Origin of the sequence: Nocardioides baculatus, assembly GCF_016735675.1 — a bacterium.
Lineage (GTDB): Bacteria > Actinomycetota > Actinomycetes > Propionibacteriales > Nocardioidaceae > Nocardioides > Nocardioides baculatus.
In genome coordinates this window covers 483,442-499,057 of record NZ_JAERSG010000001.1, presented here as the reverse complement: position 1 = coordinate 499,057, position 15,616 = coordinate 483,442, and the positions used below count along the sequence as shown (strand labels likewise).

Here is a 15,616-nt window from a genome sequence, read left to right as displayed (position 1 = left end):
CGTGTCCGAGAGCACCCTTCGACGCAAGCTGGCCCTCCTCCGCGAGCAGTGGACCGTCCAGTCCACCGTGCAGATGATCGTCCTCGCGGTCCGCCGCGGCCTCATCTGAGTAGTCGGCTCTGCCGCGCTGGCCGAAACCAGTCAACTCTGCAACGTTTCATTGACGGTTCGTGTGTCGTCTTCGTACGTTGTGACCGCCGTCACTTCTGGGCCCTACGTTCGCCCGCGATCGGAGACCGGCACCAGGGACGAGATCCCGGGCGCGGCCAGCGCACCCGGTCCGGCCTGCCCTTCGTCATCGGCCGATGCGATGACCCCTACCCGCACTCGAAAGGGTTCACATGAAGAGGAAGAAGACCACCGGACTGGTGGCGGCGCTGGGGCTCTCCCTGGCGTTGGGGTCGACGGCTGCCGTCCTCCCCGCACTCTCGGCGCAGGCGGTGACGTCCGACGCCGGGCTGGTGAAGCTCGAGACCAACGCGACCCCACAGGCGCTGGGGCTCGACGACCCCACGCCGATGCTGTCGTGGAACATCGACTCCGATGAGCGCGGCACGATGCAGACCGCGTATCGGATCGTCGTGGCGACCACCGCTGCTCGTGCGCAGAACGGGCAAGGCAACGTCTGGGACTCCGGCAAGGTGGACTCGGACTCGACCGTCGTCGAGTACACCGGTCCCTCGTTGAAGTCCCGCACTCGCTACTACTGGAGCGTCAAGTCGTGGGTGCCCGGTGAGACAGTCTGGTCCGAGCCGACCTGGTTCGAGACGGCCTACCTCGATGCGGGCGAGTGGAAGGGCAGCTGGATCGCCGGCGCACCTCGCTCCACGGCGACCGGGACTACCGCGGAGGGCCAGGCCGACGATGTCGCTCTGCTCCCTGACACGACGCTGGCAGCGGCGGCCGCTGCGGGCGCCACGAACCTGAAGGTCACGAACGTCAACGGCTTCACGGTCGGCCAGCAGGTCAACGTCGGGCTCGGCGCCGGCGCCCAGAGCGTCACGGTCCAGAGCGTCGGCACTGCGGCCGTGCGCACCACCTTGGCCGCCCCGGCCGCGAGCGGCACCGAGCGGATCTACCTGAACTCCGTGACCGGCCTGGCGGTCGGAAGCGAGCTGCGGGTGGGCTCGTCGACCGTGACGATCACCAGCGTGGGCACAGCGGCGGGGAACGCCAGCCGCACTCTCGTCGCCGATGTCGCTGCCAGTGACACCAACATCAAGGTCAACAACGCCGGCGGCTTCACCGCCGGGCAGCCGGTCCTGATCGGCTCCGGAGACACCGCTGTCATCCGGACCGCAGTCACCGTCGGCACCGCGGGAGCCACCGGCACTGGCATCACCCTTGACGCGGCGGTGGGCACCGCGTTCGCCTCCGGCGTCGCGGCCCGCGGCCTGGGGTCGGGGGTCGGGGTGACCGCTCTGGCGGCTGCCGGCGCGCAGGGCGCGACCGCCTTCGCGCCCGGGTCGGGGGTGGGCATCGACACGCCGCTCACCGCCGCCCGTGACGAAGGCGTCACGGTGCGGCGTGCCGGGAACGGCGATGTCTGCCGTCCCGTCGGCAACTCTCCCAATGCGGGCGTCTGCAAGCCCATCCGGCCGACCTTCCTCATGCGCAAGACCTTCCAGGTGCCTGCCCAGTCGGCCCACGGCAAGATCGTCAAGGCGCGTCTCTACTCGTCCGGCCTCGGCTTCAGCGAGCCGTCGATCAACGGCAAGAAGACGCAGCCCGCCGGTCACCTGAACCCCGGCTTCACCGACTACCAGGACAGCGTGCAGTACACGACGGACGACGTCACCGCCCTGATCCAGCAGGCTCCCTCGGCGGCCACCCCGAACGTGCTCGCCAGCGAGATCGGCGCCGGTCGCTACAACTCGGAGTCGGTCCCCAGCAACCACCGCTTCGAGACCGCGCAGTGGCGCGCGCAGGAGACTCTGCGTGCCGACCTGTGGCTGACGTACGCGGACGGGACAGAGCAGCTGGTGAAGTCCGACGACTCGTGGAAGACGAGCATCGACGGTCCGACTCGCTACAACGACTTCGACAACGGCGAGACCTACGACGCACGCAAGGTCATCCCGGGGTGGAACACCGCGGCGTACAACGCCGCGGGATGGAGCAACACGCGCTTCATCGACGGCCCCCAAGGTGACGTGATCTCCATGATCAACGAACCCACCGAGCTGGTGGCCGAGCACGAGGGTCCCTTCTACAGCTGGCGCACGCCGGAGGGGGCTCTTGCCTTCGACACCGAGCGGCAGCGCATCGGCTGGGCCAAGATCGCCGTGTGGGGCGCCGAGCCCGGTCAGGTCATCCGCGTCCAGTACATCGAGCGTCGCAACGACGACCTGAGCATCGACGACCCGAACGTCCCGGGCACCGGTCAGGACGGTGCACTCGCTCCTCCCGGCAGCCTTCAGCAGGGCTACTACGTCTCCGACGGCACCGGCACCGAGGCCAACCCCGAGATCTTCCAGATGAACTGGAACTTCGCAGGCTTCCAGTGGGTGCAGATCGACGGGAACGGTGGCGCCAAGCTGCCTGACAACGTCAAGGTGGACGTGAAGTCGGTCCAGGAGGTCCGCACGGCGTTCGACGAGGTCGGCACCTTCGAGACCAACGTGGACCTGCTCAACAAGATCTACGCCAACGTCCGCGGCTCGGTGTCGGCCGACTGGATCAACGGCTACTCGATGGACACGCCGACCTACGAGAAGGACGGCTGGACGGGTGACGCCCAGATCATCCTGCCCACGGTGGCGAACATCTTCGACATCCAGCGGAACCTGCAGAAGCTCTCGCGAGACGCCACTGAGTCGCAGTGGGAGGACGGCCAGGTCGGATTGCTGATCCCCGGCGCGCAGGGCTACGGGTACTGCTCGCCGAGCGCCACCGACCCGACGGTCTCCTATGTTCCGTGCGGCACGAGCCCCTCGCTCAACGTGTTCAAGAGCTCGGGCAACGGCGCCACTCCGATTTGGGACGCCTACCTGATGGTCCTCCCGTGGGAGAACTACAACCGCTACGACGACCTCACGGGCGTGAAGACGGCCTACCCCTCGATGATCCGCTACCTGGACGACTGGATCCAGGGCGGCAAGCCCTACGGTCAGGGCCCTGGCGGGTGGTTCGTCCGTGACGGTTCGGACGACTGGACGCTGAGCACCCACCTGGGTGACTGGGCCTTCGTTACCGGCGCAGACGGCAATGCGGCGGAGGGCACGAACCTCAACGTCGGTGGTCTGCAGGCGGCGTCGGGGACGGCGTTCACGGCGTACATCGTCAAGCTCACGGCCGACATGGCACGGCTCCTCGCTGAGGACACGGGGGACGAGTCCTACCTTGCCGACGCCGCTCGCTACGACGAGCTCTTCGAGAACATCCGCGCCGACTTCAACAAGCGCTGGTGGGATGAGGAGCGCGGCTTCTACGCCGAGAACCCGACGCAGGAGCTTCGGCAGGGATTCCAGGCCTGGGCCATCGGCTTCGGGCTCGTCGAGGAGCAGAACCGCGAGGCCCTCATGGAGAAGCTCGCCCGCGACGTCGCTGTCACCCGCTCTGGTCACATGATGATCGGGTTCGTGGGGATGCGGTGGATGTGGCCAGTGCTGACCGAGGCCGCACACCTCGGCGTGCCGCACGCCAAGGAGGCGCTCTTCTCAGTGGCACAGCAGACGACCTACCCGTCGTACGGCTACCACATCGGGCTGGGCTACACCGGCGTCGGTGAGTACTGGGAGGCCTCCACCCGGACCCGCAACCACCAGTTCCAAGGCTCGATCGGGCAGTGGTTCTACGAGGAGCTCGCCGGCATCAAGCAGGCCGCTCCCGGCTTCAAGGAGATCACCGTCCGGCCGCTCATCGGATCCGAGTACGGCGTCAACGAGGTCGCTGCCGAGCACGAGTCCCTCCACGGCCTGATCAAGTCGAGCTGGAAGGACACCGAGGACGAGCTGGTCATGGACGTGACGATCCCGGCCAACACCACGGCACGGGTGCACGTACCGGCCGAGGTCGCAGAGGCGATCACCGAGAGTGGCACCGGTACACCGAGCCCCGCGGCGTCCGCACCCGGTGTGACGCTCGTCGGTCCCGAGAACGACGCGATCGTCTTCGAGGTCGGGTCGGGGACCTACCGGTTCACCGTCGACAAGGCCTACGAGCCGACCGACCCGCCGCCGACCACGGTCCCGCCGACCACGGCCCCGCCGACCACGGTCCCGCCGACGACGGTCCCGCCGACGACGGTCCCGCCGACCCCGGACGTGGCGCCGAAGGTGCGGGTCAAGGACAAGGTGCGGGCCGGTGCGAAGCTCCGGATCCGCGGGCGTGACCTGTCGGTGAACAAGGTGAGCATCACCCTGGGCGGCAAGAAGCTCGGCACCGCGAAGGTGGCCGACGGCCGCTTCTCGGTGAAGCGCGGGGTGCCCATGAGCCTCTCCGGCAAGACGGTGCTGCGGGTGCTGGACCGCAAGGGCGAGGTCATCGTCCGGGCCACCGTCCGCGTGGTGAGGAGGAAAGCGGCGTAAGGGAGGTTCCTGAGCCGCTCCGAGCAGGGGGCCACGCCGTGCGGGCGTGGCCCCCTGTGGTCATTCCAGTGAGAGGGCCTTCCAGTTCGGTACGTTGTGCGCGGCCCGCACGCCGCTCCGGCTCGATCCGGTCGGAGCCCCCACCCAGGAGGCAGCAGTGCGCATCGGCATCCCGCGCGAGTCACGACCCGGCGAGACCCTCGTCGCGGCCACCCCGAAGACGGCGGCGCAGCTCGCCGCGCTCGGCTACGACGTGGTGGTGGAGCAGGGCGCGGGTGCGGCTGCCGACCAGCCGGACTCCGCCTTCATCGAGGCCGGCATCGACATCGGCACGAGCACCGAAGTGTGGTCGAGCGACGTCGTCGTCAAGGTCAATGCGCCCACCGACGACGAGATCGGGCTGCTGCGTCGCGGCGCCACCGTCGTCGCGCTGCTGGCGCCCGCCCGCAGCCCCGAGCTCGTCGAGAAGCTCGGCGCCGCCGGCGTCACCGCCCTCGCTATGGACGCCGTCCCCCGCATCTCGCGTGCACAGTCGATGGACGTCCTCTCGAGCATGGCCAACGTCGCGGGCTACCGCGCGGTGATCGAGGCGGCCCACGAGTTCGGCCGGCTCTTCACCGGCCAGGTCACCGCGGCCGGCAAGGTGCCGCCGGCCCGCGTCTTCGTCGTCGGTGCGGGAGTCGCCGGCCTCGCCGCCATCGGTGCGGCTGGTTCGCTGGGTGCGATCGTCCGCGCGTTCGACGTACGCCCCGAGGTGGCAGAGCAGGTCGAGTCGATGGGCGCACAGTTCGTCACCGTCGACATGGAGCAGGAGGTCAGCTCCGACGGCTACGCCAAGGAGATGACCGCCGAGCAGGAGGCCGCCACCGCCGCGATGTACGACGAGGAGGCGCGCGCCGCCGACATCGTCATCACCACCGCGCTGATCCCCGGCCGTCCCGCGCCGCTGCTGGTCACGGCCGACACGGTCGCGGCCATGCAGCCGGGCTCGGTCGTGGTCGACATGGCGGCGGCCAACGGCGGCAACGTCGCGGCGACGGTCAAGGACGAGCGGGTCGTCACCGACAACGGCGTCACCGTCCTCGGCTACACCGACCTCGCCGGCCGGCTCGCCGCCCAGACCAGCCAGCTCTACGGCACCAACATCGTCAACCTCCTCAAGCTGCTGACCCCCGAGAAGGACGGCCAGCTCACGCTCGACATGGACGACGTCATCCAGCGCGGCATCTCGGTGACGCGCGACGGCGAGGTCATGTGGCCGCCGCCGCCCGTGCAGGTCTCCGCCGCGCCGACGGCGGAGCAGACCGCGGTGCTCCCGGTCGAGAAGGCGCCGACCGCCCCGCCCGACCCCCGCCGGAGGGCGTACGCCGTCGGGCTCGCCGCCGTGGTCTTCCTCGCGCTCGCGACCCTCTCGCCGGCCTACTTCCTGCCGAGCCTCACGGTCTTCGTGCTCGCCGTCGTCATCGGCTTCTACGTGATCGGCAACGTCCACCACGCGCTGCACACCCCGCTCATGAGCGTCACCAACGCCATCAGCGGGATCATCGTCGTCGGTGCGATCCTCCAGGCGCCGATCGACCAGCCCGTCGTCCAGGTGATCGCCGGGGTGGCCATCCTGCTCGCCAGCATCAACGTCTTCGGTGGCTTCATGGTCACCCGGCGGATGCTCAACATGTTCCAGAAGGGCTGAGCCGGTGGTCGAGTTCGTCCAGGGCGCCTACATCCTCGCGGCGCTCCTCTTCATCCTCGCCCTCGCCGGCCTGAGCAAGCACGAGACCGCTCGACGCGGCAACCAGTTCGGCATGGCCGGCATGGGGCTCGCCGTCGGCGCGACCCTCCTGCTCGTCCTCGACCAGGTCACGTCGTACGACAGCGCCGCAGGCTGGTTCGGGGTGGTCATCATCCTCGTCGCGGGCTCCATCGGAGCCGTCATCGGCATCCGGCTGGCACGCGGGGTCGAGATGACCGGCATGCCCGAGCTGATCGCGATGATGCACAGCTTCGTCGGTCTGGCCGCCGTCCTCGTCGGCTACAACACCTGGATCGAGGTGGCCGACTTCGCGGGCTCCGCCGACGGGATCCACAACGCCGAGGTCTTCATCGGGGTCTTCATCGGCGCCGTGACGTTCACCGGCTCGATCGTGGCCAACCTCAAGCTCAGCGCGAAGATGAAGTCCGCGCCGATGACGCTGCCCGGTCGCCACCTGCTCAACCTCGGCATCCTCGTGCTGTCCGCGATCCTGCTGGTCTGGTTCATGAACGCCGACGGCTGGGGCGGGACCGCCCCCCTCGTGATCATGACCGTCCTCGCCCTGGTGCTCGGCTTCCACCTCGTCGCCGCGATCGGCGGCGGCGACATGCCCGTCGTCGTGTCGATGCTCAACAGCTACTCCGGGTGGGCGGCGGCCGCTGCGGGCTTCATGCTCGGCAACGACCTGCTGATCATCACCGGCGCACTGGTCGGCTCCTCGGGTGCGATCCTCAGCTACATCATGTGCAAGGCGATGAACCGCTCGTTCGTCAGCGTCATCGCCGGTGGCTTCGGCTCCGACGGCACCGTGTCGGGCGAAGACCGCGACTACGGCGAGCACCGCGAGATCCAGGCCGACGAGGTCGCCGCGCTCCTGGCCGACGCGTCGTCGGTGGTGATCACGCCCGGCTACGGCATGGCGGTCGCCCAGGCGCAGTACCCCGTCGCCGAGATGACGCGCAAGCTGCGCGAGAAGGGCGTCGACGTCCGGTTCGGCATCCACCCCGTCGCCGGCCGGCTTCCCGGCCACATGAACGTGCTGCTCGCCGAGGCCAAGGTGCCCTACGACATCGTGCTCGAGATGGACGAGATCAACGACGACCTCCCCGAGATCGACGTCGTGCTGGTGATCGGAGCCAACGACACCGTCAACCCGGCGGCGCTGGAGGAGCCCGGCTCGCCGATCGCCGGCATGCCGGTCATCGAGGTGTGGAAGGCCAAGGACGTCGTCGTCTTCAAGCGCTCGATGGCCACCGGGTACGCCGGCGTGCAGAACCCGCTGTTCTTCAAGGACAACACCCAGATGCTCTTCGGCGACGCCAAGGACAAGGTCAACGAGATCGTCGCCGCGCTGGGCTGACCGCCCTCACGCGGACTCGGGCGCACGCGCGGTCGAGCCACGCACCACCAGCTCGGGCCGGTAGAGCACCTCGCCCGAGTGCGGTCGCGCACCGGCCATCTGCTCGGCGATCTCCTCGCTCGCGGCCTGGGCGAGTGCCTCGGCCGGCTGGCGCACCGTGGTCAGGGGCGGGTCGGCGAACTCCATCATCTGGCTGTCGTCGCTGCCGACGACGGAGACGTCCTCGGGCACCCGCAGGCCCCGCTGCCGGACGGCCCGGATGACACCGAGGGCCATCACGTCCGAGCCGCAGACGATGCCCGTGACGCCCAGGTCGAGGAGGCGCTCGGCGGCGCGCCGGCCGCCCTCGACGGAGTACGCCGTGGTGTGCACGAGGTCCGCGGCCCGGTGGCCGTCCGGCACCAGGTCGCGCTCGCGCATCACGCGGAGGAAGGCCTCGCGCTTGCGCTGCGACGGGAGGTAGCGCAGCTGGCCGAGGGCGGCACCGATGCGGCGGTGCCCCATGTGCTCGAGGTGCTGGACGGCCAGCTCGACCGACGCGGCATCGTCGGTGGACACGGTCGGTGCCTCCAGCCCGGCGAGCGCACCGTTGACGAGGACGAAGGGGAGGTTGAGGTCCAGCAGCCGCTGGTAGCGGGCCGGATCGCTGTCGACGAGGGCGTGCACGCCGGAGACGAAGACGATGCCGGCCACCGAGTGCTCGAGGAGCATCGCGACGTAGTCGTCCTCGTGGACCCCGCCCAGCGTCTGGCTGCACAGCACGGGGGAGAGGCCGAGGCGTCCCAGCGCCACCTCGAGGTGGTGCGCGAGGCGCGGGAAGTACGGGTTCTCCAGCTCGGGGAGCACGAGTCCGACGAGGCCGCCGGCGCGTGGACGCAGTCGCACGGGCCGGTCGTATCCCAGGACGTCGATCGCCGTGAGCACCTGGCGACGGGTGTGCTGGCTGACCCCGGGCTGCTCGTTGAGCACGCGGCTGACCGTGCTGATGCTCACGCCGGAGCGCTCTGCGATCTCGCTCAGCCTGATCTTCACTCGCACACCCTAGTGACCGGGGTCACGATCCGGGGACGGCGTATGAAAAAATTTGCAGGGTCTTCCCAGTCATGAAATTCCGCTGCTACGGTGTGGCGGCCCTCACACTGCCGCACCTCGGAGGATTTTTTCATGCGCAGACTCACCCGCACCCTCGGCCCCGTGGCCGTCGCGGTGCTCGCCCTCACCGCCGCCGGTTGCGGCGGTGACTCCGGGTCGAGCAGCAGCTCGTCGAGCTCGGACACCTCGAGCTCGAGCCCGTCGGAGGACACCGGAGGCGGCGACGCCGACCTCCTCGTGTGGACCGACTCCCTCAAGATCGACGCCGTCAAGCAGGTCGCTGACTCCTTCGGCGAGGCCAACGGCATCACCGTCAAGGTCCAGGCCATCTCGGAGGACCTGCAGGGCAGCTTCGTCACCGCGGACGCGGCCGGCAACGGCCCCGACGTGGTCGTCGGCGCCCACGACTGGATCGGCAACCTGGTCCAGAACGGTGCGATCGACCCCCTCAACCTCACCCCCGACGAGCTCTCCGGCTACTCCGAGAAGGCCGTCCAGGCCACGACGTACGACGGCAAGCTCTACGGCGTGCCCTACGGCATCGAGGCCCTCGCGCTCTACCGCAACAAGGACGTCGTGCCCGACGAGCCGGCCTCCATGGACGACGCCATCGCCTCCGGCGAGGCCGCGGTGAAGTCCGGCAAGGTCGAGTCGGCGCTCAACCTGCCCGTCGGCGAGCTCGGCGACGCCTACCACATGGAGCCGATCCTGACCTCGTTCGGCGGCTACATCTTCTCCTACGACGAGGCCACGGGCTACGACGCCCAGGACGTCGGCATCGGCAAGGACGGCTCGATCAAGGCCGCCGAGGAGATCTCCAGGCTCGCCAAGGCCAAGGTGCTGCGCACCTCGATCAGCGGCGACAACTCCATCGCCCTGTTCACCAGCGGCAAGGCCGCCTACCTGATCTCCGGACCGTGGGCGCTCGCCGACGTGAAGAAGGCCGGCTTCGACTACGGCATCCAGCCCGTCCCGGGCTTCGCCGGCCAGGACCCCGCGCAGCCGTTCATGGGAGCCCAGGCCTTCATGGTCGCGGCCAACGGCAAGAACAAGGACATCGCGCAGGAGTTCGTCAACAACGGCGTCAACAGCGAGGACGCCATGATGACCCTCTTCGAGGGCACGCAGCTGCCGCCCGCGATGACCGCCGTGCAGGACCAGGTCGACGACCCCGACCTCACGGTCTTCACCGAGGCCGCCAACGGCGCCGCCCCGATGCCCGCCATCCCGGCCATGGCGTCGGTGTGGGAGCCGCTGGGCAAGGCGTACTCCGCCATCGTCAGCGGCAAGGACCCGGTCGCGACGATCAAGTCCGCCGGCGACACGATCAACAAGGCGATCGCCGACGCAGGCTGATCCACCCGCTGATCTCGTGCTGATCGACAGCGCCACGCACCCCGGCGGGCGGCACCAGCCGCCCGCCGGGGCCACCGGCCGCGCCTGACCGGTCCGCAGTCCCGCACGACCCGCACCACCCAGAACCCGGCCCCGCTCCTCCCGCGAAGGGGATACGCCATGGCGGACCCGATCGACTCCACCGACACCTCGCACCGCCGCACGCGCTCCTCGCGCAGGCCCGGCCGCGACGACGTACCCGCGATCCTGGTGAAGGTCCTCCTCCTCGGCATCGTCATCGGCACCGCGGTCGCCCTGACCCCGGCCCTGGTCGGCGAGGAGTCGTGGATCTTCCTCGTCGCGACCTGGCTGATCGCGCTGGTCCTCGTCGCGACGTACGCCACCGGGCGGGCGCTGCCGGCCAAGTACCTCGTGCCGGGCACGCTGATGCTGGCACTCTTCGTCGTCTTCCCGATCGCGCTCACGGCGAAGACGTCGTTCACCAACTACGGCGACGGCACGCGCAACGACCAGCAGACGACCGTCGACCAGATCGTCGGCTCGTCCGTCACCCGCGCCGACGACTCGCCCCAGTACAACCTGACGATCGCCACCGACGGCGACCCGTCCTCCGGCCCCTTCACCTACTTCCTCGTCCCGCAGGACGACCCGGAGACGGTCTACGAGGGCACCGAGGACGGCCTCGAGGAGGACCCCGGCGGCGTCACGGTCGAGAACGGCCGCGTCACCGCGGTCGACGGCTACACGATCCTCAACATCAAGCAGATCAGCGCCGCCTCCGACGCCCTCGACGAGATCGCCATCCCGACCGAGAGCGACACCTTCATCGTCCGCGACGGCACGAGCGAGGCCTTCGAGGGTGCGCCGACGCTCGTCTACGACGCGGACGCCGACACCATCACCGACGAGGCCGACGACGTCGTCTACACCGTCCAGCAGCAGGGCGACCGGGAGTACTTCGCCGACGAGACCGGCAAGCGGCTCTCCGACCAGTCGTGGACCGCCAACGTCGGCACCCGCAACTTCAACAAGATCTTCACCGACAGCCGCATCAGCAGCAGCTTCATCGGGATCTTCATCTGGACCGTCGTCTTCGCGACGCTCTCGGTGGTCGGCACGTTCCTGCTGGGGCTGGCGTTCGCGATCACGCTCAACGACCCCCGGGTGCGCGGGCAGAAGATCTACCGGGCCCTGCTGATCCTCCCCTACGCGATCCCGGGCTTCATCTCGCTGCTGCTCTGGTCGAGCTTCTACAACCAGGACTTCGGCCTGATCAACGACATCACAGGGCTCAACATCAACTGGTTCGGCGGCTCGTTCAGCGCTAAGGTCGCCGTCCTCCTCACCAACCTCTGGATGGGCTTCCCCTACATGTTCCTGGTCTCGACGGGGGCACTGCAGGCGATCCCGGAGGACCTGACCGAGGCGGCCCGCATCGACGGGGCGAGCGGCTTCGCCGGCTTCCGCCGGATCACCTTCCCGCTGCTGCTGGTCACCGTCGCACCCCTGCTGGTGGCGACCTTCGCCTTCAACTTCAACAACTTCGGTGCGATCTACCTGCTCACCGGTGGCGGGCCCTTCAGCCCGGACAACCCCACCGCGGGCGGCACCGACATCCTCATCAGCTACACCTACCGCCTCGCCTTCGGCGCCGGTGGCGTGCAGATCGGCTTCGCCGCTGCCGTCTCCGTCGTCCTCTTCGTGATCACCGGCGTCATCGCTGCCCTGCAGTTCCGCGCCACCCGCTCGCTCGAGGATGTGAACTGACATGACACAGGTCCAGGGCCCCCCGCCCGGCACGACGATCGTCGAGGACGCTCCCGCTGCCGCGTCATCCGGCCGTGGCAAGGGCGGCGACAAGGCGCCGCGGGTCAAGATGGGTGCGAGCCGGTGGTTCCGCGAGATCGGCTGGCGCCACCTGGTCGGGGTGCTCGCCGTCGTCTGGGCGCTGTTCCCGGTGTCCTACCTCGTCTCGGCCTCGCTCAACCCGCTCGGCAACGTGGTGACCTCGACGCTGATCCCGCAGGCGTTCAGCCTCGACAACTACACCAAGCTGCTCGACGAGCAGCCGTTCGGCACCTGGTACCGCAACAGCATCATCGTGTGCGCCGCCGTGGTGTTCGTCCAGCTGTTCTTCAGCGCCCTCGCGGCCTTCGCCTTCTCCCGCTTCCGCTTCACCGGGCGTCGCGGCGGCCTGCTGGCGCTGCTGCTGATCCAGATGTTCCCGCAGTTCCTCGCCGCGGTCGCCCTCTACCTGATGTTCACCGACATCGGCGCCGTCATCCCGGCGATCGGCCTCGACACCCTCGCCGGCTACATCCTGATGATGTGCGGCGGCTCGCTCGGCCAGGTGTGGCTGATCAAGGGCTTCTTCGACTCGATCCCGATGTCGCTCGACGAGGCCGCGATGCTCGACGGCGCCAGCCACGTCCAGGTGTTCTTCCGGATCATCCTGCCGCTCGTCCGACCGATCCTCGCCGTCTGCGGCCTGCTGGTCTTCGTCGGCGTGATCGGCGAGTTCCTGATGGCCTCGATCTTCCTGCGCGACGAGGGCAACAAGACGCTGGCGACCGGTCTCTACGGCCTCATCGACGCCGACCGGTCCAACAACCTGGGCGTCTTCGCGGCGGGGTCGATCATGACGGCCATCCCGGTCGTCCTGCTCTTCCTCTACCTCCAGCGGTTCATCGTCGGCGGCATCACCGCCGGCGGTGTGAAGGGCTAGGCGTGTCGGCAGAGCCCCACGCCCTCGACCCGCACCACGACGGTTCCCCGCTCTACGTCTCCACCCCGGCTCCGTCGCTGGGCGACGTGGTGACCCTGCGCGTCCGGGTGCCGCACCGCGAGGACCGTACGCCGGGCGCGACCGAGGTCGTGCTGCGCACGGTGCGCGACGGCGAGCCCGCGATCAGCAGGGCCGAGCGGGTCGACGAGGACGCCGCCGGCGCGTGGTGGGAGGTCGGCCTGCGCATCGTCAACCGGGTCACGTCCTACCGCTTCCTCGTCTCCACCGGTCCCGCCGACTTCCGGTGGCTCACCGCCACCGGCGTGCACGCGCGCGACGTGACCGACGGTGGGGACTTCCGGATCAGCACCCAGCACCGGCTGCCCGACTGGGTGCTCGACCAGGTCGGCTACCAGGTCTTCCCGGACCGCTTCGCGAAGACCGAGGTGACGGCCCCGGCGCCGGACTGGGCGATCCCGTGCGAGTGGGACCAGCCCGTCGTCCACCAGGGGCCCGACGTGCCGTACCAGTGGTACGGCGGCACGCTCGACGGGGTCGCCGAGCACCTCGACCACCTCGACCACCTCGGCGCGACCCTGCTCTACCTGACGCCGGTGTTCGAGGCGTGGTCCACGCACCGCTACGACGCGGTGTCGTTCGACCGCGTGGACCCGCTCCTCGGCGGGGACGCCGCCCTCCAGCGGCTCGGCGACGCCGTGCACGACCACGGCCTCCGCCTCATGGGCGACCTCACCACCAACCACACCGGCGAGCACCACGACTGGTTCGAGAAGGCCCGGGAGGACCCGGCGTCGCCGGAGCGGTCGTTCTACCGCTTCTCCGACGACGAGGAGCACGGCTACGCCGCGTGGCTCGACATCCCGAGCCTGCCCAAGCTCGACCACTCCTCGGCCGAGCTCGCCCGCCGGCTCTACGCCGGACCGGAGTCGATCGCCGCGCACTGGCTGCGCAACGGCCTCGACGGCTGGCGGGTCGACGTCGCCAACATGACCGGGCGGATGGGCGCCGACGACCTCGCCCACACCGTGGCCGAGGCGCTGCGCCGCACGATGGACGAGGTCGCCGACGACGGCTGGCTGCTGGCCGAGCACGGTCACGACGCGACCGCCGACCTCACCGGTGCCGGCTGGCACGGGACGATGGACTACGCCGGCTTCACGCGCCCGGTGTGGTGCTGGCTCAATGGCGGCGCTCCCGGCGGCCCCGGCATCCCGCACGGCCTCGACTACCTCGGCCTGCCCGTCGACATCCCGGTCCTCCCCGGCACCGCCGCCGTCGCGACGATGCGCGACGTCCACGGCTCGATCCCGTGGACGGCGTGGCAGGGCTCGACCATGCACCTCGACTCCCACGACACCCCGCGCTTCCGCACCGTCGCGGGTGGGGGCACCGACGGAGGCACCGACCTGGCCGGTCGCGGCCGTGACCTCCACCTGGTCGGCCTCGGTCTGCAGATGTCGATGCCCGGCGTGCCGGTGGTCTTCATGGGCGACGAGCTCGGCCTCACCGCCGTCGACGGCGAGCACGCGCGTACGCCCTACCCCTGGGCGCACCGCGAGACGTGGGACGAGCCGACGATGGCCGCCTACCTCCAGTGGATCGCGCTGCGCCGCGAGCACGTCGCGCTGCGCCGCGGCGGCCTGCGGTGGCTGCACGCCGGCGAGGACTCGATGACCTTCCTGCGCGAGCACCCGGGACAGACGCTCCTGGTGCACGCCGTACGCCGTCCCACGGAGCCGGTCGACCTGCCCCTGCACGCGCTGGGCCCGTCGCCCGCCCTCCGCTGCCTGGTCGGCGTGACGTCCTCGGTCGGCGACGGACGGCTCACCCTGCCCGGCGAGCCCGGCGTCTCCCTCCACGAGGTCGGGTGAGCACCGACCCGCTCGCGCTGATGCGGACGGCCGGCTACGACGTCACGCACGAGCTCGGCCGGGGCATGGAAGGTGTCGTCGCCGCCCTGGACGACGCGCGCGTCGTGAAGCTGTGGGACCGGCGTCCGCTCGACGAGGTCGAGCGGCTGCGCACGTTCTACGACGCCGTCGAGGCCGGGCTGGGCGCGGCCGGTGCGCCGATCGCCGTGCCGCGGATCCTGGAGGTCGCCGAGGCCGACGGCCTGGTGCTGACCGTGCAGCGACGGCTGCGGGGGACGTCCGTCGGCGGCGCGCGACCGGAGCCGGTGCTCGACGTGCTCGAGGCGCTGGCGCGGGTGCCGGCCCACCCCGACCTCGCGGTGCTGCCCGTGCCCGACGGCGAGCCGCCCTTCGACCCCGCCGTCCCGTTCGGCGAGTCGCTCGCCGCGCTCGTGGTGCGCCGCGCGCCGCTCGTCGACGGCCTCGAGGACGGAGCGGTCGAGGAGATGGCCGCAGCGCTGCGGGCGCTCACGCCCGTGCCTGCCCGCTTGGTCCACGGCGACCTCGGACCGGTGCACGTGCTGCTCGAGGACGGTCGGGTCTCCGGGCTGCTCGACTTCGGCTACGTCTCCACGGTCGGCGACCCGGCCTTCGACGCCGCCGTCGCCGCCTGCCTGCAGGACATGTTCGGTCCGGGCGCGGCCGACGCCACGGCCGGCTTCGACCGGCTGGCCGTGCAGCGGTTCGGCTACGAGCCCGAGGTGCTCGTGCTCCACCGGGCGGCGTACGGCCTGGTCACCGCGAGCTGCCTGGCCGGCTACCCGGGGCGGCACCTCGACTGGTGCCTGGCCCTGGTCGACACCTGGGCTCAGTCCTGACGCTTCGATGGTCCTTCCGTCGGTCGAGGAGGGACGAAGTCCCGTCACGAGACCA

General features: G+C 70.0%; 9 protein-coding genes. 8 read left to right on the top strand and 1 reads right to left on the bottom strand.

The annotated features are described in order from the left end of the window. Nucleotides 1–341 precede the first annotated feature (341 nt). From JI751_RS02390 to pntB, 3 genes are all read left to right on the top strand, one after another. On the top strand, nucleotides 342–4,529 hold the full coding sequence (locus JI751_RS02390) for a family 78 glycoside hydrolase catalytic domain (protein WP_201932985.1): 4,188 nt from the start codon (nucleotides 342–344) through the stop codon (nucleotides 4,527–4,529). A gap of 157 nt (nucleotides 4,530–4,686) precedes the next feature. After that, the gene (locus tag JI751_RS02385; RefSeq protein ID WP_201932976.1) at nucleotides 4,687–6,219 is read left to right on the top strand and encodes a Re/Si-specific NAD(P)(+) transhydrogenase subunit alpha; all 1,533 of its coding nucleotides are present in this window, start codon (nucleotides 4,687–4,689) and stop codon (nucleotides 6,217–6,219) included. Nucleotides 6,220–6,223: 4 nt separating this feature from the next. Beyond that, nucleotides 6,224–7,639: a Re/Si-specific NAD(P)(+) transhydrogenase subunit beta gene (pntB, locus tag JI751_RS02380; protein ID WP_201932967.1), complete on the top strand. Its 1,416-nt coding sequence runs from the start codon at nucleotides 6,224–6,226 to the stop codon at nucleotides 7,637–7,639. Between the two features lie 6 nt (nucleotides 7,640–7,645). On the opposite strand, the gene JI751_RS02375 is transcribed toward pntB, so the two are convergent. Further along, nucleotides 7,646–8,671, bottom strand: a complete 1,026-nt coding sequence (locus JI751_RS02375; protein WP_201932958.1) for a LacI family DNA-binding transcriptional regulator — start codon at nucleotides 8,669–8,671, stop codon at nucleotides 7,646–7,648. A 132-nt stretch (nucleotides 8,672–8,803) separates the two neighbouring features. Between JI751_RS02375 and JI751_RS02370 the strand changes: the two genes are divergently transcribed. From JI751_RS02370 to JI751_RS02350, 5 genes are all read left to right on the top strand, one after another. Then, nucleotides 8,804–10,087 carry a sugar ABC transporter substrate-binding protein gene (locus tag JI751_RS02370; RefSeq protein WP_201932956.1) on the top strand — a complete coding sequence of 428 codons (1,284 nt, stop codon included), beginning with the start codon at nucleotides 8,804–8,806 and terminating at the stop codon, nucleotides 10,085–10,087. Nucleotides 10,088–10,246: 159 nt separating this feature from the next. Next, nucleotides 10,247–11,854, top strand: a complete 1,608-nt coding sequence (locus JI751_RS02365) for an ABC transporter permease subunit (RefSeq protein ID WP_201932954.1) — start codon at nucleotides 10,247–10,249, stop codon at nucleotides 11,852–11,854. A 1-nt stretch (nucleotide 11,855) separates the two neighbouring features. Then, nucleotides 11,856–12,812: a sugar ABC transporter permease gene (locus JI751_RS02360; protein WP_201932952.1), complete on the top strand. Its 957-nt coding sequence runs from the start codon at nucleotides 11,856–11,858 to the stop codon at nucleotides 12,810–12,812. A 2-nt stretch (nucleotides 12,813–12,814) separates the two neighbouring features. After that, complete coding sequence (locus JI751_RS02355) at nucleotides 12,815–14,704, top strand: alpha-amylase family glycosyl hydrolase (RefSeq protein ID WP_201932951.1); 1,890 nt, start codon at nucleotides 12,815–12,817, stop codon at nucleotides 14,702–14,704. Then, entirely contained in the window at nucleotides 14,701–15,561 is an 861-nt protein-coding gene (locus JI751_RS02350; RefSeq protein WP_201932950.1) for a phosphotransferase family protein, read from the top strand. The genes JI751_RS02355 and JI751_RS02350 overlap by 4 nt, the downstream gene beginning before the upstream one ends. The last annotated feature ends 55 nt before the right edge of the window (nucleotides 15,562–15,616 follow it).

Coding starts and splice junctions, on each gene's coding strand:
- JI751_RS02390 (WP_201932985.1), top strand. CDS start 342: ATGAAGAGGAAGAAGACCACCGGACTGGTGGCGGCGCTGGGGCTCTCC.
- JI751_RS02370 (WP_201932956.1), top strand. CDS start 8,804: ATGCGCAGACTCACCCGCACCCTCGGCCCCGTGGCCGTCGCGGTGCTC.
- JI751_RS02365 (WP_201932954.1), top strand. CDS start 10,247: ATGGCGGACCCGATCGACTCCACCGACACCTCGCACCGCCGCACGCGC.
- JI751_RS02360 (WP_201932952.1), top strand. CDS start 11,856: ATGACACAGGTCCAGGGCCCCCCGCCCGGCACGACGATCGTCGAGGAC.